Below are 20,914 nucleotides of genomic sequence, written 5' to 3'. Positions count from 1 at the left end.
GCCCCCCTCCGGGGGACCATGGCCCCATGCTGTTCGCCCGCCTGGCCCACGTATCCCAGGAGGTAGCAACCGCCTCCGCCCGCTCCCGAAAAACGGCCCTGCTCGCGGACCTGTTCCGGCACACCGAGCCGGCCGACGTACCGATCGTCATCCCCTACCTCGCGGGCCGCCTCCCCCAGGGCCGCCTGGGCATCGGCTGGAAGACCCTGAACCAGCCGATCCCACCCGCCCCCACCCCCACCCTCACCGTCCACGAAGTGCACACCCGGCTGACCGCGCTCGGCGCGGTCACCGGCCCCGGCTCCCAGGCCGAACGCAAGCGCCTCGTGGCCGAGTTGCTGGCGTCGGCCACCGAGGACGAGCAGCGCTACCTGTTCGGCCTGCTCACCGGCGAGGTCCGCCAGGGCGCCCTGGACGCGGTGGCCGTGGAGGGCCTGGCCGGGGCCACAGGGGCGCCCGCCGCCGACGTACGCAGGGCGGTGATGCTCGCCGGTTCACTGCAGACCGTGGCCCAGGCCCTGCTGGCGGACGGCCCGGGGGCCCTCCACCGATTCCGGCTGACCGTCGGCCGACCCGTCCTGCCGATGCTCGCGCACAGCGCGTCCTCGGTCGCGGAGGCCGTGGAGAAGCTGGGCGCCTGCGCGGTGGAGGAGAAGCTGGACGGCATCCGCGTCCAGGTCCACCGCGACGGCGACACCGTACGTCTGCACACCCGCACCCTCGACGACATCACCGACCGACTGCCCGAACTGACCGCCGCGGCAATGGACTTGAACGGCGAACGCTTCATCCTCGACGGGGAGGTGATCGCGTTCGACGAGAACGGCCGCCCGCGTTCCTTCCAGGAGACGGCGGGGCGGGTCGGCTCACGCGTCGACGTGACGACGGCCGCCGCACAGGTGCCCGTCTCCCCCGTCTTCTTCGACGCGCTCTCCGTGGACGGCCACGACCTCCTCGACCTGCCCTTCGCCGACCGCCACGCCGAACTGGCCCGTCTGGTCCCGGAGCCGATGCGCGTCCGCCGCACCCTGGTCGACGGCCCCGACGACCTCCCCGAGGCGGAGCAGTTCCTCGCCGACACGCTCGCCCGGGGCCACGAGGGCGTCGTACTCAAGGCCCTCGACGCCCCCTACAGCGCGGGCCGGCGCGGTGCCTCCTGGCTGAAGGTCAAGCCCGTGCACACCCTCGATCTGGTGGTTCTGGCCGCCGAGTGGGGCCACGGCCGCCGCACCGGCAGACTCTCCAACCTCCACCTCGGCGCCCGCACCGCCGACGGCGGCCTCGCGATGCTCGGTAAAACCTTCAAAGGTATGACCGATGCGATGCTGACCTGGCAGACCGAACGTCTCCAGCGACTGGCCGTCGAGGAACACGGCTGGGGAGTGACCGTACGCCCCGAACTCGTCGTCGAGATCGCCTACGACGGTCTGCAGCGCTCCACCCGCTACCCGGCCGGTGTCACCCTGCGCTTCGCGCGCGTGGTCCGCTACCGCGAGGACAAACCGGCGTCCGAAGCCGATACGGTCGAGGCCCTGCTCGCCGCACACCCGGAGGTCACCCGGTGACGACCGCCCCCAGGCGCAGCGCGGGTCTGCTGCTGCACCGCCGCACGGCCGACGGCGTCGAGGTCCTGCTCGGCCATATGGGCGGGCCGTACTTCGCGAAGAAGGACGCGGGCGCCTGGACCGTACCCAAGGGCGAGTACGAGCCCGACGAGCCCGCCTGGGACGCGGCCCGCAGGGAGTTCCAGGAGGAACTGGGGCTGGAGCCGCCCGACGGGGAGGCCGTGGCGCTGGGCGAGGTGCGGCAGACGGGCGGCAAGATCGTCACGGTGTGGGCGGTCGAGGCGGACCTCGACCCGGAGACCGTCGTACCGGGGACGTTCCGGATGGAGTGGCCGCCGAGGTCGGGGCGGATGGCGGAGTTCCCGGAGCTGGACCGGGTGGAGTGGATGTCCGTGGAGCGGGCGCGGACCCTGATCGTGAAGGCGCAGGCGGAGTTTCTCGACCGTCTCCCGGAGCACTCGGGGTGATGCCGACCCCGCGTTGCGGTGGGCGCCGCCGCGCGGGAAGGTCGAAACACAGTCCGCACGCAGGAGGCCGACCATGCCCATCGCGACGGTGAACCCGGCGACCGGCGAGACCCTCAGGACGTACGACGCGCTCGGCGAGGAGGAGATCGAGCGCAGGCTGACGCTCGCCGAGGCCACCTTCCGGACGTACCGGACGACGTCCTTCGACGAGCGTGCCCGGCTGCTGCGCCGGGCCGCCGACCTCCTCGACGAGGACGGCGAGGACGTCGCCCGGACGATGACGACCGAGATGGGCAAGCCGGTCAAGCAGGCCCGCGCCGAGGCCGCCAAGTGCGCGAAGGCGATGCGCTGGTACGCCGAGCACGCCGAGGTGCTGCTCGCCGACATCGAGCCCGCCGCGTACGACGTGAAGGACTCCGGTGCCTCCCATGTCCTCGTCCGCTATCGCCCGCTCGGCCCGGTGCTCGCGGTGATGCCGTGGAACTTCCCCCTCTGGCAGGTCATCCGCTTCGCCGCGCCCGCGCTGATGGCGGGCAACGTCGGTCTGCTCAAGCACGCCTCCAACGTCCCCCAAACAGCTCTCTATCTGGAGGACCTCTTCCACCGGGCGGGCTTCCCCGAGGGCTGCTTCCAGACCCTCCTCATCGGCTCCGGGCAGGTCGACGACATCCTGCGCGACGAACGCGTCAAGGCGGCCACCCTCACCGGCAGCGAACCGGCCGGCCGCGCGGTCGCCTCCACCGCCGGGGAGATGGTCAAGAAAACGGTGCTGGAGCTGGGCGGCAGCGACCCGTACGTGGTCATGCCGTCCGCCGACATCGACCGGGCCGCCGAGGTCGCCGTGACCGCCCGTGTCCAGAACACCGGGCAGTCGTGCATCGCCGCCAAGCGGTTCATCGTGCACGCCGACGTCCACGACGCGTTCGCCGAGCGGTTCGTGGCGGGCATGCGGGCGCTGACGGTCGGCGACCCGCTGGACGAGGACACCGACATCGGCCCCCTCTCCACCGAGCAGGGACGGGCCGATCTGGAGGAACTCGTCGACGACGCGGTACGCGGCGGCGCCCGCGCCCTGTGCGGCGGGGAACGGGCCGAACCGCCCGGCCTGCCCGGCTGGTACTACCGGCCCACCGTCCTCACCGGCATCACCCGCCGGATGCGTATCCACCACGAGGAGGCGTTCGGTCCCGTGGCCACGCTGTACCGGGTCGCGGACCTCGACGAAGCGATCGCGATCGCCAACGACTCACCCTTCGGGCTGAGTTCGAACGTCTGGACGCGGGACGCCGCCGACGTCGACCGGTTCGTACGCGATCTGGAGGCCGGCGGGGTGTACGTCAACGGGATGACCGCCTCCCACCCGGCGTTTCCCTTCGGCGGGGTCAAGCGGTCCGGATACGGGCGTGAGCTGTCCGGACACGGAATCCGGGAGTTCTGCAACATCACCACGGTTTGGCACGGAGCGTGAGGTTTCCGCGGCTACCATCCCCGTTGTGAACCGCGAAGTGACTCTGCCTCTGATCGTCGACGACCGCGGGACCTTGCAGGTGGCTGCGGCCGATGTGAGCAAGCTGTTGCGGACCGTGGGCGGGCGGTGGCTGCACCTTGTCGAGGCCGGGGTGGACGACCTCGATGAGGACACGGTGGCGGCGCTGACGATCGAGTTGGCGAAATTGGCCGACCGGATCGATGTGGCGTGTATCGCGCACAGTAGCGGGGCGGCTTCCGGGTAGCGGGGGTGCCTACTCGCCATGGGGTGAGTGGCGCGTTGGCGGGTACGGGTGCGTTGTGGCTGGTCGCGCCCACGCTGCGGCAGCCGCATATTCAACACAGCCCCGCGCCCCTTTTCATGGCCCTTCGGGCCTATGAAACCTCATGCCGACCGGCGATTGTCCAGGTACGCCAACACCGCCTGCACCCTTATGTGCTGTCCTTCAGCAGGTAGCCGATGCCGCCTCGCCGTCGGAGAGCAACTCGCGGGCGCAGGCCCGTTCCACGTACGGGGAGAGCACCAGGACCGGCAGGCCGGGGTGGCGGTCGCGGGACGTTGTCCTCGGCGATCACGATCGGCACGGCACCTCCACGGCGACGGTGGTCGGGCCGCCGGGTGGGCTGGTGACGGCGAAGTGGGCCACCGCCTCCACCGCCGCCGGAACCTCGCCCAGGTCGCCGAGGCGGATCCGGGCCGGTACGCCGCAGCCGGCGGCCAGCGCGGTCAGCGCCCCGTCGAGGCCCTGGTCGGCGAGGATCGGCGGGTAGGCGGCACGGACCACGTTGCGCAGCTCCGTCATGGCCTCCTCGATGTTCGTTCTGGACAGCGCGAGTATCGGGGCAGCAGGGCCATGCACGGCCTGCTGACCGGTTCCCGGCTGCTCACGCTGAGCGGGGTCATCGCCCGTGGTGTGTACGGCGAGTACGGCAACGCCCGCGTCGACGCGAAGGTGAACGCCTACCTGGAGTCCGGCGAACTGCCCACCGGGAACCAGACCTGCCGTCAGCCTGCCCCCTCCAGCTCCCGCAGCGTGCCCCAGAACATCGACTCATAGCTCTGGAGCAGTCGGCCGTAGCGGTGCGCACGGTCCTCGTCGATGCGCCCGGCGTCCAGCCCGGCCTGGGCCGCCGCCCTCGCCCGCTCCTCCAGTTCGGGCGCCGGCTCGGCGAAGAAGTCGAAGAAGCCGCAGGCCTCGTCGGTGAAGCCATGGTGTTGCCGCAGGGCCCGGGCGATGGTGGCGCAATAGCCGCCCCAGGCCGCGAAGTTGGCGGTCAGGGCGACGACGGTGTCGGACGGGGAGGCGTTCAGGGCGAGCCAGGCGACATAGGCCGGGTACGCCTGGCAGCCGGGCAGTGGCTCATACCCGGCGGCCCTTTGCCCGTCCACACCACACGCCTCCACCAGCGCGCCCAGCCGCTCCCCCGCCACCACCTCCCCGTCCGCGAGCATCTCGAAGAAGGGAGCGCAAGCGGGCTCCTCGGCCACCGAGCGTTGGGCCAGATGGGTGAAGGAACGGTGGTCGGCGGCAATGACCAGCCGCTGCTCCAGCGCCAGCGCGGCGAGGGTGCCGAGCCCGGCCGTACCGTCGGCGATCAGCGGGACGAGGGGGTTGGCGTGGGGGTCGGGGGCGAGTTTCGCGGCGGTGGCGTCCAGCAGGTCGGCGGCGGTGTGGGTCATCTGGGGGCTCCCTGGGTACGACGACGGTGGCGTCCTTTTTCGTTCCCATTGACCCGGTTACGGATACCCACCGCTGGGCAGCAGCCCCGCGTTTTCAGGGGCGCGGGGCTGTGTCGATCTGCGGCTGCGCCGCGTGGGCGCGACAAGCCCCCACCGACCCGCAGCCCGCGATCTACCGAATCGACATCCCCGAAACCGTCCGAGCAATCACCAGCCGCTGAATCTCACTGGTCCCCTCAAAGATCGTGTAAATAGCCGCATCCCGATGCATCCGCTCGACCGGGTACTCGCGGGTGTACCCATTGCCTCCCAGGATCTGCAGCGCCTGAGCCGTGACCTTCTTCGCCGTCTCACTCGCGAACAGCTTCGACTGGGACCCCTCGGCCCCGGTGAACGGCCGCCCGTTGATCGCCATCCACGACGCCCGCCACACCAGCAGCCGGGCCGCGTCCACCGCGGTCCGCATGTCGGCGAGCTGGAAGGCGACACCCTGGTTGTCGATGATCGGCCGCCCGAACTGCTCACGGGTCTTGGCGTAGTCGAGGGCGACCTCGTACGCGGCACGGGCGGTGCCCACCGCCATGGCACCCACGGCGGGCCGGGACGCCTCGAACGTGGCCATGGCGGCGTTCTTGACACGCTCGCCACCCCCGGCCTTGGCCTTCTCCCGGGCCCGAGCGAGCCGCTCGTCCAGCTTCTCCTTGCCGCCGAGGAGGCAGGACCCCGGCACGCGTACGTTCTCCAACACGACCTCGGCGGTGTGGGAGGCGCGGATGCCGTGCTTCTTGAACTTCTGGCCCTGGGACAGGCCGGGCGTGTTCGGCGGGACGATGAAGGAGGCGTGGCCCTTGGAGCCCAGCTCGGGGTCGACGACGGCGACGACGACGTGGACGCCCGCGATACCGCCGTTGGTGGCCCAGGTCTTCGTCCCGTTGATCACCCACTCGTCCTTGGCCTCGTCGTAGACGGCACGGGTGCGCATGGAGGCGACGTCGGAGCCGGCGTCGGGCTCGGAGGAACAGAACGCGGCCACCTTGACATCGCCCGCGTCCCCGTACATCTGGGGAATCCAGGTGCCGATCTGCTCCTCGGTGCCGTTGGCGAGGACGCCGACGGCTGCGAGGCCGGTGCCGACGATGGACAGAGCGATACCGGCGTCACCCCAGAACAGCTCCTCCATGGCCATGGGGATACCGAGGCCGGTCGGATCGAAGTACTGCTGGGCGTAGAAGTCGAGGGAGTAGATGCCGACCTTGGCGGCCTCCTGGATGACCGGCCAGGGGGTCTCCTCGCGCTCGTCCCACTCGGCCGCGGCGGGGCGGATGACATCGGCGGCGAAGCCGTGGAGCCAGTCGCGGACTTCCCTCTGTTCCTCGTTGAGTTCCATGGTGAACTCGGCCATGACCCCTCCAGCACTGCACTAAGATGTTACCTACGGTAACGCGAGTGTGTTACCGGTCGGTAGGAAAAGTCAACTCCCGGGGTGGGCTCGGTAGCCCGTTCGATGGGGACGTGCCAATCAGTGCTACTTTGCGCAGGCGTCACCGAAATCAGCACTGGGGGATCTCATGGACACCACACAGCGAACCGACCAGGAACGGTCCGCCGACCGCCGTCGGCGGGAGCTGTTGGAGGCCGCGGACCGCGTGGTGCTCCGCGACGGCCCCCAAGCATCGATGAACGCCATCGCCGCCGAGGCCGGTATCACCAAACCCATCCTCTACCGCCACTTCGGCGACAAAGGCGGACTCTACGCCGCTCTCGCCAAGCGCCACACCGACGCCCTCCTGGACTCCCTGCGCGCCGCGCTGGACGCCCCGGCGGAGCGCCGCGAGCGCGTGGAGGCCACCGTGGACACCTATCTGGCCGCCATCGAGGCCCGCCCCCAGGTGTACCGCTTCCTGATGCACCCGGAGGAGGGCAGCCAGCCCGGCGGCGACCAGGGCTTCGACGTCGGCCAGCACTCGGCCCCCCTGCTGCGCCGCATGGGCGAAGAACTCGGCACGGTCATCGAGGAACGCCTCGACCTCGGCCCCGACGGCCACCGCCTCGCCCGGGTCTGGGGCCACGGAATCGTAGGCATGATGCACGCGGCCGGAGACTGGTGGCTCGGCGAACGCCCGTGCACCAGGCAGGAGTTGGTACGCAGCCTGGCAGACCTGCTGTGGGGGCGTCTGGCGGCGGCGGGGGACAAGGTGGGCAGCCCCGGGTTCTGATCAGTCCCTTGCGGACGCCTTGGGGCTCTTGTGACCACGCCTGGGCTGGCGCGCCCCTTTAAGGGGCGCGGGGCTCTGACATGTGCGGCTCCGCGGCGTGGGCGCGAGCAACCACGACGCACCCGCAGCCGCCAGAGATCACTTGCCCCACGGCGCCTTGGCGATCTTCCTCTCCACCCGAGAACGCCGCCACCCCGAAAGCCGGTCCACGTAAACCCGCCCCTCAAGATGATCCATCTCATGCTGAAGACACCGAGCGAAGAACCCACTCCCCTCGACGACGACCAGCTCCCCCTCCACAGTGAACCCCTCCACCACGGCCTCGTCGTACCGCTCGGTCCCGGCCTCCAACCCAGGCAACGACAGACACCCCTCGGGCCCCCGCAGCACCACACCCCCCACCGACACCAGCCGTGGATTCACCACATGCCCGAGATGCCGCACATCCTCGTCGTCCGGGCAGTCGTACACGAACACCCGAAGCCCCCGACCCACCTGATTCGCGGCCAGACCAACCCCCCGCGCCTCGTACATCGTCGCGAACATGTCCTCCACAAGCCGCGCCAGTTCGCCCCCGAACTCCGTCACGTCCTCACACGGCGCGTGCAATATGGGATCGCCGAGCAGTGTCATAGGAAGAACACGCCCTCGGGCACCAGGAATCGAGCCATGTCGCATGGCCGCAAGAGTACGGTCACCCCCGACATCACCGGTCAAGCCAGTGCAACGCCCCCGCGAGATTCGGGCGCGTGAGTGGATCTCGATAGGCTTGGCCCACACGTTGCCGGGACAGGGCGCGGCGCTGTACGCAAGGAGGATCGAGAACTGATGGCAGGCAACTCGGACCCGCTGACGCCGCGGGCCAAGCTGGCCGTGACGGCGGGCAAGGCGGTCGCGGCGGCGTCGCGTGCCGCTGGACGCGGTAGCGGATCGGTGATCGGCGGCCGGGTGGCACTCAAACTCGACCCCGACCTTCTCGCCAGACTCGCGCAGAACCTGGATGTCGTCCTGGTCTCCGCGACCAACGGCAAGACCACCACGACCCGGCTGATCGCGGAGGCGCTCCGCGCCGCGGGCGAGGTCGTGTCGAACGCGCTCGGCGCCAATATGCCCGCGGGCATCACCTCGGCGCTGGCGGGGAACTCGGACGCGAAGTTCGGCGTGATCGAGGTCGACGAGAAGTATCTGGCCGGTGTGGCCCGGGACACGGACCCCAAGTGCATCGCGCTGCTGAACCTCTCCCGTGACCAGCTCGACCGTGCCGCCGAGACCCGCATGATGGCGGAGGCCTGGCGCGAGGGCCTGGCCGGCACCAAGGCCGTGGTCGTGGCCAACTGCGACGACCCGCTGGTGGTGTGGGCGGCGTCCTCGTCACCGAATGTGATCTGGGTCGCGGTCGGCCAGATGTGGAAGGACGACGCCTGGTCGTGCCCGTCGTGCGGCGGTGTGCTGCAGCGGCCGAGCGACGACTGGTTCTGCGGTGACTGCGGTTTCCGCCGTCCTACGCCGACCTGGGCGCTCTCCGGCGACCACGTCCTCGACCCGCACGGCTCGGCCTGGCCGATCCACCTCCAGCTGCCGGGCCGCGCCAACAAGGCCAACGCCGCCTCCTCGGCCGCCGTCGCCGCCGTGTTCGGGGTGCCGCCGCAGGTCGCCCTGGAGCGCATGTACCAGGTGCAGGCGGTGGCCGGGCGGTACGACGTGGTGCAGTTCATGCAGCGCGATCTGCGGCTGCTGCTCGCGAAGAACCCGGCGGGCTGGCTGGAGACGTTCTCGCTGATCGACCCGCCGCCGGCCCCGGTGATCCTCTCGGTGAACGCGCGCGGCGCCGACGGCACCGACACCTCCTGGCTGTGGGACGTCGACTACACCCGGCTGACCGGCCACCCGATCTTCGTCCTCGGTGACCGGAAGCTGGACCTCGCGGTGCGTCTGGAGGTCGCGAACCAGCACTTCCAGGTGTGCGACAGCCTCGACCAGGCGGTGCAGATGTGCCCGCCGGGCCGGATCGAGGTCATCGCCAACTACACCGCGTTCCAGGACCTGCGCCGCCGAGTCGGCAACTGACCACGAGGGCTTGAGGGGAACTCATGAGTGACAACAGCCTGCGGGTCGTCTGGGTCTACCCGGACCTGCTGAGCACCTACGGCGATCAGGGCAACGTCCTCGTCGTGGAGCGCCGGGCGCGACAGCGCGGACTCGACGTGGCCCGGCTGGACGTCCGCAGCGACCAGCCGATCCCGACCTCCGGTGACATCTATCTGATCGGCGGCGGCGAGGACCGTCCCCAGCGGCTCGCCGCCGAGCGGCTGCGCCGCGACCGGCATCTGTACCAGGCGGTGAACAACGGCGCGATCGTCTTCGCGGTGTGCGCCGGCTACCAGATCCTCGGCCACGAGTTCGTGAACGACCTGGGGCAGCGCGAGCCGGGCCTCGGGCTGCTGGACGTGGTCACGACCCGCGGTGAGGGCGAGCGGTGCGTCGGTGACGTCCTCGCTGACATCGACCCGCGCCTGGGGCTGCCCCAGCTGACCGGGTTCGAGAACCACCAGGGCGTCACCCATCTCGGCCCCACCGCCCGCGCGTTCGCGAACGTACGGCTCGGCAAGGGCAACGGCACGGGCGACGGCACGGAGGGCGCGTACAACGACACGGTGTTCGGCACGTACATGCACGGTCCGGTGCTCGCGCGGAACCCGCAGATCGCCGATCTGCTGCTGAAGCTGGCGCTCGACGTCAACGCGCTGCCGCCGACGGACGACCGCTGGTTCGAGGCCCTGCGGGGCGAGCGGATCGCGGCGGCGACCCAGCCCGCGTGACGGGTGCCTCGCGGCGGGCCGACGGGGGACCGCGCGGTCGGTCGCGGCGGCGAGAGGTAGTGGGTCGGAAGGGTTGAGAAACGGTTCCTCACGGGGCCTTCGAGAGCCCGTCTGAAAGCGGTCGCGCTCACCTGTGAAAGCCCGTCTGACCAGGGGCGCGCTCAGCTGTGCGGGGGCGTCCAGCAGGCGGACAACGGCTACGGAACCGCCCCCTGCCGCCGGTAGGGTGGCGGCGTTTCCCGCCGGACAGCGCGGTCCGGACCCGGCCCATGTGAAGAAGGTATCTGGGGCTATGCGCATTGGTGTCCTCACGTCCGGCGGCGACTGCCCCGGGCTGAACGCCGTCATCCGGTCCGTCGTACACCGCGCCGTCGTCGACCACGGCGACGAGGTCATCGGCTTCCGGGACGGTTGGAAAGGCCTCCTGGAGTGCGACTACCTCAAGCTCGACCTCGACGCCGTGGCCGGCATCCTGGCCCGCGGCGGCACGATCCTCGGCTCCTCCCGGGTCCAGCCCTCGCATCTGCGGGACGGTGTGGAGCGGGCCAGGGGCCATGTCGCGGAGCTGGGCCTCGACGCGATCATCCCCATCGGCGGTGAGGGCACCCTCAAGGCCGCCCGGCTGATGTCGGACAGCGGTCTGCCCGTCGTCGGTGTGCCGAAGACCATCGACAACGACATCGCCGTCACCGACGTCACCTTCGGCTTCGACACGGCCGTCGGCGTCGCCACCGACGCCCTGGACCGGCTGAAGACCACCGCCGAGTCCCATCAGCGGGTCCTCGTCGTGGAGGTGATGGGCCGTCACACCGGCTGGATCGCCCTGCACTCCGGTATGGCGGCCGGCGCCCACGCCATCGTCGTCCCCGAACGGCCCTTCGACATCGAGGAGTTGGCCGCCCGCGTCGGCGAACGCTTCGAGGCGGGCAAGCGCTTCGCGATCGTCGTCGCGGCGGAGGGGGCCAAGCCGAAGGCCGGGACCATGGAGTTCGACGAGGGCGGCAAGGACGTCTACGGCCACGAGCGGTTCGCCGGGATCGCCCGCCAGCTGTCCATGGAGTTGGAGGCACGCCTCGGCAAGGAGGCGCGTCCCGTGATCCTCGGGCATGTGCAGCGGGGTGGTACGCCGACCGCGTACGACCGGGTGCTCGCGACCCGCTTCGGGTGGCATGCGGTGGAGGCCGTGCACCGGGGGGAGTTCGGGCGGATGACCGCGCTTCGGGGGACCGACATCGTGACGGTGCCTCTGGCAGAGGCCGTGGAGACGTTGAAGACGGTGCCTTCTGAGCGGTATGCCGAGGCGGAGTGTGTTTTGTAGGTTTCGGGGGCGACTATGAGCTCGGGTCGGCAGGTGATTTGTCGGGTGCGGGTTGTGTGTGGCTTATCGCGCAGTTCCCCGCGCCCCTATTGATGGTGCCCCTTGGTTACATGTGCGGCCCCGGTCGTCCTCAAAGCCGCCGTCGCGGCGGCCCCCGCCAGCACACCCCAGGTCAGGGCTGCCGGGATTCCCGTGCCCAAAGTCGTGGACAGGTACAGGAAGCCCACGTCCAGGCGGGCTTCCTGCAGGAGTATCCGGAGCAGTTGGGTCACCAGCAGGCCGAGGACCGTCGCGGCCGTCGTTCCCGCTGCCATCGCCGGGAACGTGGTTCGGGTGAGGAGGGCGGGGAGCAGGCGGAGGGACCACCACACACCGGCCAGCAGCAGGATGTCGAAGAGGCGGTACAGGAGCCAGTCGGCGAGGGAGACGCCCGCCGGCCAGTCCCAGGCGCCGAGGAGGAGCCACTGGCGCAGGAAGTCGCCCGGTTCGGTGAAGAAGCCGGTGCCGAGGGGGGCCGTCTGGATGGCCGCGGCGATCGAGTCGTGGGACAGGATCAGCAGGGACAGCGCGATCACGGCCGTCCCGGCGGTGGCGGCCAGTCGGGCGGCGCGGGCCGGGACGTCCCCTCTCGGCAGCGGTTCGGTGTCCTTGGCCGCGATACGTGCCGCGAGGATCGTCACGACGGCCGCGACCAGTGCTGTCACGACCACGATCTGCTGCCCGGAGGCGATCACGCCCGCCAGACTGGGCAGGAAGCGGTAACTGCCGCGGCCCTGCGCGGCGATCAGCCAGGGCGCGGAGACCGCCACCGCCAGCGTCCCGGCCACCGGGCCCCACGCCCACAGCGCCAGCAGCGTGGCGGGCGTCCGGCCGTTCACCGGCGGGAGCCTGCGGAGCAGCAACAGCGCGCCGGCGACGAAGAAGGCGAAGAGCGCCACGAATCTGATCTGCAGGGCGGTCTCGTACAGGCGGCCGCCCACGGGGCCCGAGGCGTCGTACGACCAAGGGGCGAGCCAGCGGCCGAGTTGGGCGGTTCCCTCGATGCCGAACACGCGGGTGGCGCCCGGTAGTCGTAGCGCGTCGGCGCTCGCCCCCGCCCACCACAGCAGCAGTGTCAGCAGCACGGCGCCGGTCGATGCCGGTATCGCGGCACGTCGATATGTCATGCGCAGCCCCCGTTTGTCACGCATTTCGTGTGGGCCGGGCACGGCCCGGCCCGACGGAGACTACCCGCCCCCGGTCGCGGAGATCATCGAGGGCGGTCCTAGTCTGGAGGGCGTTCAAACCCCCACCAAACAGGAGCCGGCGCAATGGATCACAGCGGGCATGGCACGGATCTGCTGCCCTTCACCCTGGGGCAAGGTCTCGGGTGGTCCGCTGACCCGTTCTTCCTCGTCGCCTGTCTGCTGGGGCTCGGGCTGTACGGCTGGGGGGTCGTTCGGCTCGTGCGGCGCGGGGACAAGTGGCCGGTGGGGCGTACCGTCTCGTTCGCCGCGGGTGTGCTGCTGGTGCTGCTGGTGACGTGCACCGGGCTGAACGACTACGGGATGGTCATGTTCAGCGTGCACATGGTGCAGCACATGGTGATCAGCATGGTGGCGCCGATCATGCTGTTGCTCGGTGCGCCGATCACGCTGGCGCTGCGGGCACTGCCGACGGCGGGCAAGGGGCGCCGGGGGCCGCGTGAGCTGCTGCTGATGCTGCTGCACAGCTGGTACATGCGGATCGTCACACATCCGGCGTTCACGATCCCGATGTTCATCGCGAGCCTCTACGGGCTGTACTTCACCGCGCTGTTCGACACCCTGATGGGTTCGACGCTCGGTCACATCGTGATGATGGTGCACTTCCTGCTGGTCGGGCTGTTCTTCTTCTGGCCGATCATGGGCGTGGACCCGGGCCCGCACCGGCCGGGGTATCTGATGCGGATGCTGGAGCTGTTCGCGGGCATGCCGTTCCACGCGTTCTTCGGGATCGCGCTGATGATGGCGTCCACCCCGATGGTCAAGTCGTACGAGAACCCGCCCGCCTCCCTCGGAATCGACGCCCTCGCCGATCAGAACGCGGCCGGCGGTATCGCCTGGGCCTTCAGCGAGATCCCCTCCGTGCTGGTGCTGCTCGCGCTGCTCTTCCAGTGGTACGGCTCCGAGCAGCGGCAGGCGCGGCGCAAGGACCGGGCGGCCGACCGGGACGGCGACAAGGAGCTGGAGGCGTACAACGCCTATCTGGCCTCACTCAACGCACGCGGTCGCTGAGCCGTATTCCTGCGCCACGGCCCCCTATTCTTTTATTTGGCCACGCAACCGTACATTCATATTTTTGCTTGACTGAATGGCTTTGCACTTCAGTAGCATGATGCGTGAGCCTCGCTTCCGCTCTGCGGGGTGACGGGGGAAACCGCCGGGGGGAGCGGTCATGACCATGCACGCATGCCTGCGAACGTGTTTGCGAAACGCGGGGAAATCGGCCGTGCGGAGGACCGCCGTTCTCCTGGCGGCGGGGGTGATCCTCAGCGGATGCACCGAGCCGCCACCGCCGGTCCTCTTCGTGGTGAAGGCCGTCGCCGCGGGCGTTCCCTCACTCGCCCCCTTCTTCGACGAGGGCAAGGGCCTCGGCCGTGACCAGCCCGATGTGCGCTCCCTGAAGCCGCACAGCGGTCTGCAGCAGGGCAACGCCCCAGGGCTGTACGGCGGCATGGGGCAGCCGGGGGGCGGCGACGCCGACGGTGGCGGGGACGGCAGCGGTGGCGGCGATGGTGGCGGTGGCGGTGGCGGTGGCGGTGGCGGTGGCGCACGGAATCCGCGGATCTGTGACGTCGACAAAATCGAGGATTTCCTCACCGACCCCGACAACGAACAAAAGGCTCGGGTCTGGGCCGACATCGTGGGCATTCGGATCGACGGTATCGGTGAATATCTCGACGGCCTCACACCCGTACTTCTCCGTCACGACACCCTCGTGAAGAACCACGATTACAAGAAGGGCGAAGGCGTTCCCTACGACGCCCTCCTCGAAGCCGGTGTCGCGGTTCTGGTGGACGCTCAGGGGCTGCCCAAAGTGAAGTGCAGCTGCGGAAATCCGCTGCGCGCCTTCGACAAGAACCCCGAGCGCATCGATGTGCGATTCGAGGACGGCAACGACAGGTGGGAGGGCTACAAGAAGTCCTCCGCGGTCGTCGTCACACCGGCGCCCCAGCAGCTGAAGGAGATCAAGCTCGTCGACGTCGAGGACACGGACCAGGGCATCAGCCGGAAGGTCGGCACCACGGGCGAGTCCGACACGTCCTTCGACACCCGTGAGCGTCAGGACGTGCCGGACGTGTCCGGGATGGCATTCGGCCGGGCGAGCGCGGAGCTGGCCGCCAAGGGGCTCGCGGTCACCGTCTCGGGTGGCGGTATGCCACCGAGCGACGCCCCGGTGAAGGGGTCCGATCCGGGGCCCGGTACCGAGTTGCGGTTCGGGGACGCGGTGACACTCACCGTGGACTGGCCGGGCCCGGACGAGTCCTCGGACCCGGGTGGCGGTTCGGGCTCCGAGGACGAGGGGGATTCCGGGACGGGCGGCCCGGGTTCCGGCTCCCCGACGGACGATCCGAGCACCCCGGGGCCCACTGGTACGGGCCCTTCGGAGACGGGGCCGCCGGAGACGGGTTCCTCACCGCCGGACGAGACCGGGCAGTCCCCGACTCCGAGTGACTCGGGGTCCGCGTCGAGCGGCGAGTCGTCGGGCGGCAGCGGCGGTACGTCACCCACGTCGATCGATCCCGACCCCACTGAGCAGTCACCGAAGCCCGACCCGACCCGGACGCCGCCACCGACCCAGCCGCCGTCCTCGAAGCCGCCGGACACTCCCACGCCGGAGCCCGTACCGACGACATCGAGCGCCCCGCCGCCCACCACGGACCCGGAGCCCGATCCCCCGTCGGACACCGCCGACCCCACGTCCGCCGACCCGACCTCCGCCGACCCGACCTCCGCCGACCCGACCTCCGCCGACCCGACGACGAGTGACCCGACGACGAGTGATCCGGCACCGCCCGACGACCCGCCGTCCGAGAGCACGGCGGACCCGGGCGACCCGACGGGCCCCGGGGAGCCGGGCGGCGGCGACCCCGGAGGGGACCCCGTCGAGGCCCCGGCCCGGCCCGTATGGATCTGACGCACCCGATGGATCTGACGAACCCGATGGATCTGATGTACCTGGGAGTGACCGATGCAGTCCGAAGCACCGCACGGAGGAGCCGGCCGGGTCATCGCCCATCGCTATGTCCTGCTGAACCGGCTCGGCAGCGGCGGTATGGGCCATGTCTGGCTCGCCCACGACCAGGAGCTGAACTGTGAGGTCGCGCTCAAGGAGATCGTGTTCCGCGACCCGCGCGAGGCCGAGCACGACCGCACCACCCGGGTCGCCCGGGCCCGCGCCGAGGCCCGCCACGCCGCCGTCCTGCGCGACCACCCCCACGTCGTCACCGTCCACGACGTCCTCGAACACGACGCACTCCCCTGGATCGTCATGGAGTACGTACCGGGCGCCCTCGACCTCAAGGCGCTCGTCACCCGGCGCGGTCCGCTCGCGCCCGCGGAGTGCGCCCGGATCGGGCTCGCCGTCCTGGACGCGCTGACCGCCGGGCACGAGCGGGGCATCATGCACCGGGACGTCAAACCCGCCAACATCCTCCTCGCCCCGGACCGCGCCGGCACCCCCTACGCCCGCGTCCTGCTCACCGACTACGGCATCTCCGTCCAGCCCCACACCCAGGAGACCCGCTACACCCGCACCCATGTCCTCATCGGCACCGCCGGCTATCTCGCCCCCGAACGCGCCCAGGGCGCCCCGCCCACCCCCGAGTCCGACCTGTTCTCCCTGGGCTGCACGCTGTATTACGCGGTGGAGGGATACGGCCCCTTCGACCGGGAGTCCGACATCGAGGCCCTCACCGCGGTCGTCCTGGGCGAACCCCGCCCCATGCTCCGCGCGGGCGCCCTGGAACCCCTGCTGGCCGAGATGCTGGAGAAGAACCCCGTACGCCGGATCACCGCCTCCGACACCGAGGTGGCGCTCTCCGCGATCGTCACCCCGCAGGCCCACCCCCGCACCCAGCACGACCTGGGTTCCCAACCGCAGTGGGCGGGCGCCACGACCCACACCGCCGCGCCCGACGTCCTCGTCTCCCCCGTCCCCCACGAGTCCCCGTGGCACGCCCCGACCCCCGCCGCCGGCCCGTCCACCTCCTCCGACCGCCACGTGGGCCCTCCCCCGGCCACCTCCGGGCGCCGCCCCCGCCACCGTGTCCGGGCCCTCCTCGCGGGTGTGGCCACCACGGTCGCCCTGGCCCTGGTCGTCGGCGGCATCTGGTACGGCGTGGACAGCCTCCGGAACCTCGGCGACAACAGCGAGGCCGCGAAGCCGTACGGGGACGCCGTCGGGCTGAGCGAGCCGCTGAAGGACGGGGACTGTGTGCACGCCGTGTGGCCGGACCGGCGGTTCACGGGGACACCGCTGCTCAAGGTCGTGCCGGAGTGCGCGGGGCCCGACATGGACGGGCAGGTGATGGCCTTCTACGAGGCGTCCTCCGCCGAGGACGCCCGCGCTACCGGGGCCGCACAGTGCGAGGACCTCACGGAGGAGGCCCGGGGGCTGCTCGCGGACGTCCGCTCGTATCCCGTGATCCCGACCGCCGAGGGCTTCGGGACCGCCGGGCAACGGGTCTCCTGCCTGCTGATGGGCGAGCGGCGCCCGATGTTCGGGCCCATCGGACGGCACCGGGAGCCGGGGCGGACGGTCTTCGACGACACGGCCACCATTCAGCAGGGCGACTGCCTCGAAGAGATCTCCAACTTCAAGGCGCGGCTCGTCCCGTGCCAGGAACGCCACAAGCACAAAGTGGTCGGTTTTCACGAGATGAGCCCCGGGACCACGTACGGGAAGGCGCAGCGGACCTCGGACGCGGCCTGCGCGAAGAACATGCCGCCGGAGGACTACGGCTTCGAACCCGACCTCACCGATTCCGACTCCTGGGTCAGCCCCGACGCCTGGCAGGAAGGTGCTCATTTCGTCGTGTGCACCGTCATTTCCGAGACTGGGGGCACCATGGAAGGAGAAGAAGCCTGAGGACCTGAGGAAGGGTGTCGCGATGCCCGGTTCGACGAAGGCCATGGGGGTGCTCACCGTGGGTGGGCTGGTCGTGGTGACGGCCTACACGGTGGCGCTCGGCGGCAATGGATGGCTGTGGTTCGGTTGGGTCGTCCTGGGTCTGCTGACGCTCGGGATGGTGGCCTCGCGCTCCTGAGACCTCTCCCCCGGCGATCCTCAGTTCCGGGGGATTCCCCCGTCCGGGTGTACGCCCGGCTGGTACTTCGGCAGCCGGGCGGTGATCTTCATACCGGCGCCGACCGCCGTCTCGATGACCAGGCCGTGGTCGTCGCCGTACACCTGGCGTAGCCGCTCGTCCACGTTGCTGAGTCCTATGCCGCCCGAGGGACTGACCTCGCCGGCGAGGATGCGGCGCAGGACGTCCGGGTCCATGCCGACGCCGTCGTCCTCGATGACGACCAGGGCCTCCGCGCCGGCGTCCTGCGCGGTGATGCTGATGTGGCTCTTGTCGAGTCTGCCTTCGAGGCCGTGCTTGACGGCGTTCTCCACCAGGGGCTGGAGGCAGAGGAAGGGCAGGGTGACCGGGAGGACCTCCGGGGCTATCTGGAGGGTGACGGAGAGACGGTCACCGAAGCGGGCGCGGACCAGGGCCAAGTAGTGGTCGATGGCGTGGAGTTCGTCGGCGAGGGTGGTGAAGTCGCCATGCCTGCGGAACGAGTAGCGGGTGAAGTCGGCGAATTCCAGGAGGAGTTCACGGGCGCGCTCGGGGTCGGTGCGGACGAACGAGGCGATCACCGCGAGCGAGTTGAAGATGAAGTGGGGGGAGATCTGGGCGCGCAGGGCCTTGATCTCGGCCTCTATCAAGCGGGTTCGGGACTGGTCGAGGTCGGCCAGTTCGAGCTGGACGGAGACCCAGCGGGCGACCTCGCCCGCCGCGCGGACCAGGACGGCCGACTCCAGGGGTGCGCAGGCCACCAGGGCGCCGTGGACGCGGTCGTCCACGGTCAGGGGGGCGACGACCGCCCAGCGGACCGGGCAGTCGATGATGTCGCAGGTCAGGGGGAAGGCCTCACCCCGGCCGCTGTCCAACGGGCCGGACAGGCGCTCCATGATCTGGGAGCGGTGGTGCTCCCCCACGCCCTCCCAGACCAGGACCGAGGCGTGGTCGGTGAGGCAGAGGGCGTCCGTGCCGAGCAGGGTGCGCAGCCGCTTGGCGGATTTGCGGGCCGTCTCCTCGGTGAGGCCCGCACGCAGCGGGGGCGCGGCGAGGGTCGCGGTGTGCAGGGTCTGGAAGGTGGCGTGCTCGACCGGGGTGCCGAGTCCGCCCAGGCTGCTGCGGGGCCGGGCCGTACGGCGGCCGAGCCAGAACCCGGCCGCGAGAAAGGGCAGTACGGCCACGAAGAACCCGGCCAGGAAACCGCTGACTTCACCGCTCATCGTTCACCTCCCGCAAGTGGTACACCGCTCGCCGCCGATCGGTTCCCCGTCACCGCCGCCACAGTTCGATCTCCTTCGACGCCGCTCTCGACTGGCCGCCCACCAGTTCCTCCGGCAGATGGAAGCGGGCCAGGATCGAGGCCGTCTCGGCGGGGATCTTGCTCGGGGTGGCCAGGGAGACCAGGACCATCGTGAGGAAGCCGAGGGGGACGGACCAGAGGGCGGGCCAGGCCAGGAGGGCGTGGAAGGTGCCGCCGCCCGGGTAGCCGGACATCGTCGCGGCCACCGCCACCAGGGCCGCGCCCCCGCCGACCAGCATGCCCGCCGCCGCGCCCGGCGGGGTCAGCCGGCGCCACCAGATGCCCAGCACCAGCAGGGGGCAGAAGGAGGAGGCCGACACCGCGAAGGCGAGGCCCACCGCGTCGGCCACCGGCAGGCCGCCGACCAGGCCGCTCGCGGCCAGCGGGACGGCCATCGCCAGCACCGTACCGAGCCGGAAGTGCCGTACGCCGCGGGTGGGCAGGACGTCCTGGGTGAGGACACCGGCGACGGCCATGGTCAGCCCGGACGCGGTCGACAGGAACGCCGCGAACGCGCCGCCCGCCACCAGCGCGCCGAGCAGGTCGCCGCCGAGGCCGCCGATCATGCGGTCCGGGAGGAGCAGTACGGCGGCGTCGGCGTCCCCGGTGAGGGTGAGGTCGGGGGCGTAGAGGCGGCCGAGGGCGCCGTAGACCGGGGGGAGGAGGTAGAAGGCGCCGATCAGGCCGAGGACGACCACGGTGGTGCGGCGGGCGGCGACGCCGTGCGGGCTGGTGTAGAAGCGGACGACGACGTGGGGCAGGCCCATGGTGCCGAGGAACGTGGCGAGGATCAGCCCGTAGGTGGCGTACAGGGGGCGTTCCTCGCGGCCCTCGGCGAGGGAGGTGGACATGCCGCCGTTGCTGCCCCGGTCGGCGACGGGGAGGGTGTCGCCCTTGGTGAAGGTGAGTCTGGTGCCCTGCTCGATGCGGTGGGTGCCGGTGGGCAGGTCGACGCGGCGGTCCTCGTAGCGGCGTCCGTCGATGGTGCCGGAGGCGGTGATGGTCAGCGGGCTCGCGAGTTTGAGGTCGAGGCTCTCGTCGATGCGGACGACCCGGTGTTCACGGAACTCGGCGGGTTCGTCGAAGGCGTGGCTCGGGGCGCCGTCCCCCTGCCAGGCGAGGACGAGGAAGAGCGCGGGGACGAGGAGCGCGGTGAGTTTGAGCCAGTACTGGAACGCCTGGACGAAGGTGATGCTGCGCATGCCTCCGGCGGCGACCGTGGCCGAGACGACGACGGCGACGATGACCCCGCCGAGCCACTGGGGGGCGTCGGTGAGCACGCTCAACGTCAGCCCCGCGCCCTGGAGTTGGGGCAGGAGGTAGAGCCAGCCGACGCCCACGACGAAGGCGCCCGCGAGCCGTCGTACCGTCTTGGAGGCGAGCCGCGCCTCGGCGAAGTCGGGGAGGGTGTAGGCGCCCGAGCGGCGCAGGGGGGCCGCGACGAAGAGCAGAAGGACCAGGTATCCGGCCGTGTAGCCGACGGGGTACCAGAGCATGTCCGGGCCCTGGACGAGGACCAGGCCCGCGATGCCGAGGAAGGAGGCGGCGGAGAGGTATTCGCCGCTGATGGCGGCGGCGTTGAGACGGGGGCCGACGGTGCGGGAGGCGACGTAGAAGTCGGAGGTCGTGCGGGAGATGCGCAGGCCGAAGGCGCCGACGAAGACGGTCGCCACGACGACGAGGGCGACGGCGGGGACGGCGTAGTTGTCGTTCACGAGGCTCGGTGGTCCTTGCCCGTCATCGGTCCCGT

20 protein-coding genes and 1 pseudogene are annotated in these 20,914 nt (G+C 70.7%); 13 read left to right on the top strand and 8 right to left on the bottom strand.

Translation table 11 applies throughout. From position 1 onward, the window contains the following. Window positions 1–26 precede the first annotated feature (26 nt). The 4 genes from ACWD4G_RS35560 (at window position 27) to ACWD4G_RS35545 (ending at window position 3,765) form a co-directional block, all read left to right on the top strand. Window positions 27–1,565: an ATP-dependent DNA ligase gene (locus tag ACWD4G_RS35560; protein ID WP_451300968.1), complete on the top strand. Its 1,539-nt coding sequence runs from the start codon at window positions 27–29 to the stop codon at window positions 1,563–1,565. Next, window positions 1,562–2,032, top strand: coding sequence for an NUDIX domain-containing protein (locus ACWD4G_RS35555; protein ID WP_451300966.1), 471 nt, complete (start codon window positions 1,562–1,564; stop codon window positions 2,030–2,032). The genes ACWD4G_RS35560 and ACWD4G_RS35555 overlap by 4 nt, the downstream gene beginning before the upstream one ends. Window positions 2,033–2,105: 73 nt before the next feature. Further along, complete coding sequence (locus ACWD4G_RS35550) at window positions 2,106–3,500, top strand: NADP-dependent succinic semialdehyde dehydrogenase (protein WP_451300964.1); 1,395 nt, start codon at window positions 2,106–2,108, stop codon at window positions 3,498–3,500. 25 nt (window positions 3,501–3,525) lie between these two features. Next, the gene (locus ACWD4G_RS35545) at window positions 3,526–3,765 is read left to right on the top strand and encodes a DUF6213 family protein (protein ID WP_451300962.1); all 240 of its coding nucleotides are present in this window, start codon (window positions 3,526–3,528) and stop codon (window positions 3,763–3,765) included. A 196-nt stretch (window positions 3,766–3,961) separates the two neighbouring features. Here ACWD4G_RS35545 and ACWD4G_RS35540 read toward each other — a convergent pair. Further along, window positions 3,962–4,077 (bottom strand): annotated as a pseudogene (locus ACWD4G_RS35540) (DNA-binding response regulator); the annotation flags it as partial. Window positions 4,078–4,092: 15 nt separating this feature from the next. Next, window positions 4,093–4,323: a hypothetical protein gene (locus ACWD4G_RS35535; RefSeq protein WP_451300960.1), complete on the bottom strand. Its 231-nt coding sequence runs from the start codon at window positions 4,321–4,323 to the stop codon at window positions 4,093–4,095. Between the two features lie 51 nt (window positions 4,324–4,374). Between ACWD4G_RS35535 and ACWD4G_RS35530 the strand changes: the two genes are divergently transcribed. Continuing rightward, entirely contained in the window at window positions 4,375–4,578 is a 204-nt protein-coding gene (locus tag ACWD4G_RS35530; RefSeq protein ID WP_451300958.1) for a hypothetical protein, read from the top strand. Here the strand turns inward: ACWD4G_RS35530 and ACWD4G_RS35525 are convergent. Together ACWD4G_RS35525 and ACWD4G_RS35520 are read right to left on the bottom strand one after the other, a co-directional pair. Continuing rightward, a complete protein-coding gene (locus ACWD4G_RS35525; protein ID WP_451300956.1) occupies window positions 4,527–5,201 on the bottom strand; it encodes a thiaminase II/PqqC family protein in 675 nt (224 codons plus the stop codon). The genes ACWD4G_RS35530 and ACWD4G_RS35525 overlap by 52 nt on opposite strands. Before the next feature lie 172 nt (window positions 5,202–5,373). Beyond that, window positions 5,374–6,603, bottom strand: coding sequence for an acyl-CoA dehydrogenase family protein (locus tag ACWD4G_RS35520; protein WP_451300954.1), 1,230 nt, complete (start codon window positions 6,601–6,603; stop codon window positions 5,374–5,376). 166 nt (window positions 6,604–6,769) lie between these two features. Between ACWD4G_RS35520 and ACWD4G_RS35515 the strand changes: the two genes are divergently transcribed. Beyond that, the gene (locus ACWD4G_RS35515; protein ID WP_451300952.1) at window positions 6,770–7,417 is read left to right on the top strand and encodes a TetR family transcriptional regulator; all 648 of its coding nucleotides are present in this window, start codon (window positions 6,770–6,772) and stop codon (window positions 7,415–7,417) included. Window positions 7,418–7,555: 138 nt separating this feature from the next. On the opposite strand, the gene def is transcribed toward ACWD4G_RS35515, so the two are convergent. Next, window positions 7,556–8,095, bottom strand: coding sequence for a peptide deformylase (gene def, locus ACWD4G_RS35510; protein WP_451300950.1), 540 nt, complete (start codon window positions 8,093–8,095; stop codon window positions 7,556–7,558). A 150-nt stretch (window positions 8,096–8,245) separates the two neighbouring features. Here def and ACWD4G_RS35505 point away from each other — a divergent pair, with 150 nt between their 5' ends. The 3 genes from ACWD4G_RS35505 to ACWD4G_RS35495 all read left to right on the top strand — a co-directional run bounded on the left by ACWD4G_RS35505 (window position 8,246) and on the right by ACWD4G_RS35495 (window position 11,554). After that, a complete protein-coding gene (locus ACWD4G_RS35505; protein ID WP_451300948.1) occupies window positions 8,246–9,484 on the top strand; it encodes a MurT ligase domain-containing protein in 1,239 nt (412 codons plus the stop codon). 23 nt (window positions 9,485–9,507) lie between these two features. Beyond that, window positions 9,508–10,236, top strand: coding sequence for a type 1 glutamine amidotransferase (locus tag ACWD4G_RS35500; RefSeq protein WP_451300946.1), 729 nt, complete (start codon window positions 9,508–9,510; stop codon window positions 10,234–10,236). Window positions 10,237–10,528: 292 nt separating this feature from the next. Then, a complete protein-coding gene (locus ACWD4G_RS35495) occupies window positions 10,529–11,554 on the top strand; it encodes a 6-phosphofructokinase (RefSeq protein WP_451300944.1) in 1,026 nt (341 codons plus the stop codon). Window positions 11,555–11,640: 86 nt separating this feature from the next. Here ACWD4G_RS35495 and ACWD4G_RS35490 read toward each other — a convergent pair whose 3' ends face one another. Beyond that, complete coding sequence (locus ACWD4G_RS35490) at window positions 11,641–12,720, bottom strand: hypothetical protein (protein WP_451300942.1); 1,080 nt, start codon at window positions 12,718–12,720, stop codon at window positions 11,641–11,643. A gap of 144 nt (window positions 12,721–12,864) precedes the next feature. Between ACWD4G_RS35490 and ACWD4G_RS35485 the strand changes: the two genes are divergently transcribed. From ACWD4G_RS35485 to ACWD4G_RS35470, 4 genes are all read left to right on the top strand, one after another. After that, window positions 12,865–13,809, top strand: a complete 945-nt coding sequence (locus tag ACWD4G_RS35485; protein ID WP_451300940.1) for a cytochrome c oxidase assembly protein — start codon at window positions 12,865–12,867, stop codon at window positions 13,807–13,809. A 214-nt stretch (window positions 13,810–14,023) separates the two neighbouring features. Continuing rightward, complete coding sequence (locus tag ACWD4G_RS35480) at window positions 14,024–15,712, top strand: DUF6777 domain-containing protein (RefSeq protein WP_451300938.1); 1,689 nt, start codon at window positions 14,024–14,026, stop codon at window positions 15,710–15,712. A 54-nt stretch (window positions 15,713–15,766) separates the two neighbouring features. Then, entirely contained in the window at window positions 15,767–17,665 is a 1,899-nt protein-coding gene (locus tag ACWD4G_RS35475) for a protein kinase domain-containing protein (protein ID WP_451300936.1), read from the top strand. Between the two features lie 22 nt (window positions 17,666–17,687). Further along, window positions 17,688–17,843 carry a hypothetical protein gene (locus tag ACWD4G_RS35470; protein WP_451300934.1) on the top strand — a complete coding sequence of 52 codons (156 nt, stop codon included), beginning with the start codon at window positions 17,688–17,690 and terminating at the stop codon, window positions 17,841–17,843. A 20-nt stretch (window positions 17,844–17,863) separates the two neighbouring features. Here ACWD4G_RS35470 and ACWD4G_RS35465 read toward each other — a convergent pair whose 3' ends face one another. Both ACWD4G_RS35465 and ACWD4G_RS35460 read right to left on the bottom strand, forming a co-directional pair. Next, a complete protein-coding gene (locus ACWD4G_RS35465) occupies window positions 17,864–19,084 on the bottom strand; it encodes a sensor histidine kinase (RefSeq protein WP_451300932.1) in 1,221 nt (406 codons plus the stop codon). A 49-nt stretch (window positions 19,085–19,133) separates the two neighbouring features. Beyond that, window positions 19,134–20,879: a sodium/solute symporter gene (locus ACWD4G_RS35460; protein WP_451300930.1), complete on the bottom strand. Its 1,746-nt coding sequence runs from the start codon at window positions 20,877–20,879 to the stop codon at window positions 19,134–19,136. Window positions 20,880–20,914: the final 35 nt, after the last annotated feature.

Source organism: Streptomyces sp. NPDC002643 (genome assembly GCF_053592555.1).
Note: the sequence above shows the minus strand (reverse complement) of the source record. Positions and strands in the feature narration are given on the sequence as shown.

Coding starts and splice junctions, on each gene's coding strand:
- ACWD4G_RS35485 (WP_451300940.1), top strand. CDS start 12,865: ATGGATCACAGCGGGCATGGCACGGATCTGCTGCCCTTCACCCTGGGG.
- ACWD4G_RS35560 (WP_451300968.1), top strand. CDS start 27: ATGCTGTTCGCCCGCCTGGCCCACGTATCCCAGGAGGTAGCAACCGCC.
- ACWD4G_RS35525 (WP_451300956.1), bottom strand. CDS start 5,201: ATGACCCACACCGCCGCCGACCTGCTGGACGCCACCGCCGCGAAACTC.
- ACWD4G_RS35515 (WP_451300952.1), top strand. CDS start 6,770: ATGGACACCACACAGCGAACCGACCAGGAACGGTCCGCCGACCGCCGT.
- ACWD4G_RS35470 (WP_451300934.1), top strand. CDS start 17,688: ATGCCCGGTTCGACGAAGGCCATGGGGGTGCTCACCGTGGGTGGGCTG.
- ACWD4G_RS35535 (WP_451300960.1), bottom strand. CDS start 4,323: ATGACGGAGCTGCGCAACGTGGTCCGTGCCGCCTACCCGCCGATCCTC.
- ACWD4G_RS35505 (WP_451300948.1), top strand. CDS start 8,246: ATGGCAGGCAACTCGGACCCGCTGACGCCGCGGGCCAAGCTGGCCGTG.
- ACWD4G_RS35495 (WP_451300944.1), top strand. CDS start 10,529: ATGCGCATTGGTGTCCTCACGTCCGGCGGCGACTGCCCCGGGCTGAAC.
- ACWD4G_RS35465 (WP_451300932.1), bottom strand. CDS start 19,084: ATGAGCGGTGAAGTCAGCGGTTTCCTGGCCGGGTTCTTCGTGGCCGTA.
- ACWD4G_RS35520 (WP_451300954.1), bottom strand. CDS start 6,603: ATGGCCGAGTTCACCATGGAACTCAACGAGGAACAGAGGGAAGTCCGC.
- ACWD4G_RS35550 (WP_451300964.1), top strand. CDS start 2,106: ATGCCCATCGCGACGGTGAACCCGGCGACCGGCGAGACCCTCAGGACG.
- ACWD4G_RS35530 (WP_451300958.1), top strand. CDS start 4,375: ATGCACGGCCTGCTGACCGGTTCCCGGCTGCTCACGCTGAGCGGGGTC.
- ACWD4G_RS35475 (WP_451300936.1), top strand. CDS start 15,767: ATGCAGTCCGAAGCACCGCACGGAGGAGCCGGCCGGGTCATCGCCCAT.
- ACWD4G_RS35500 (WP_451300946.1), top strand. CDS start 9,508: ATGAGTGACAACAGCCTGCGGGTCGTCTGGGTCTACCCGGACCTGCTG.
- def (WP_451300950.1), bottom strand. CDS start 8,095: ATGCGACATGGCTCGATTCCTGGTGCCCGAGGGCGTGTTCTTCCTATG.
- ACWD4G_RS35490 (WP_451300942.1), bottom strand. CDS start 12,720: ATGACATATCGACGTGCCGCGATACCGGCATCGACCGGCGCCGTGCTG.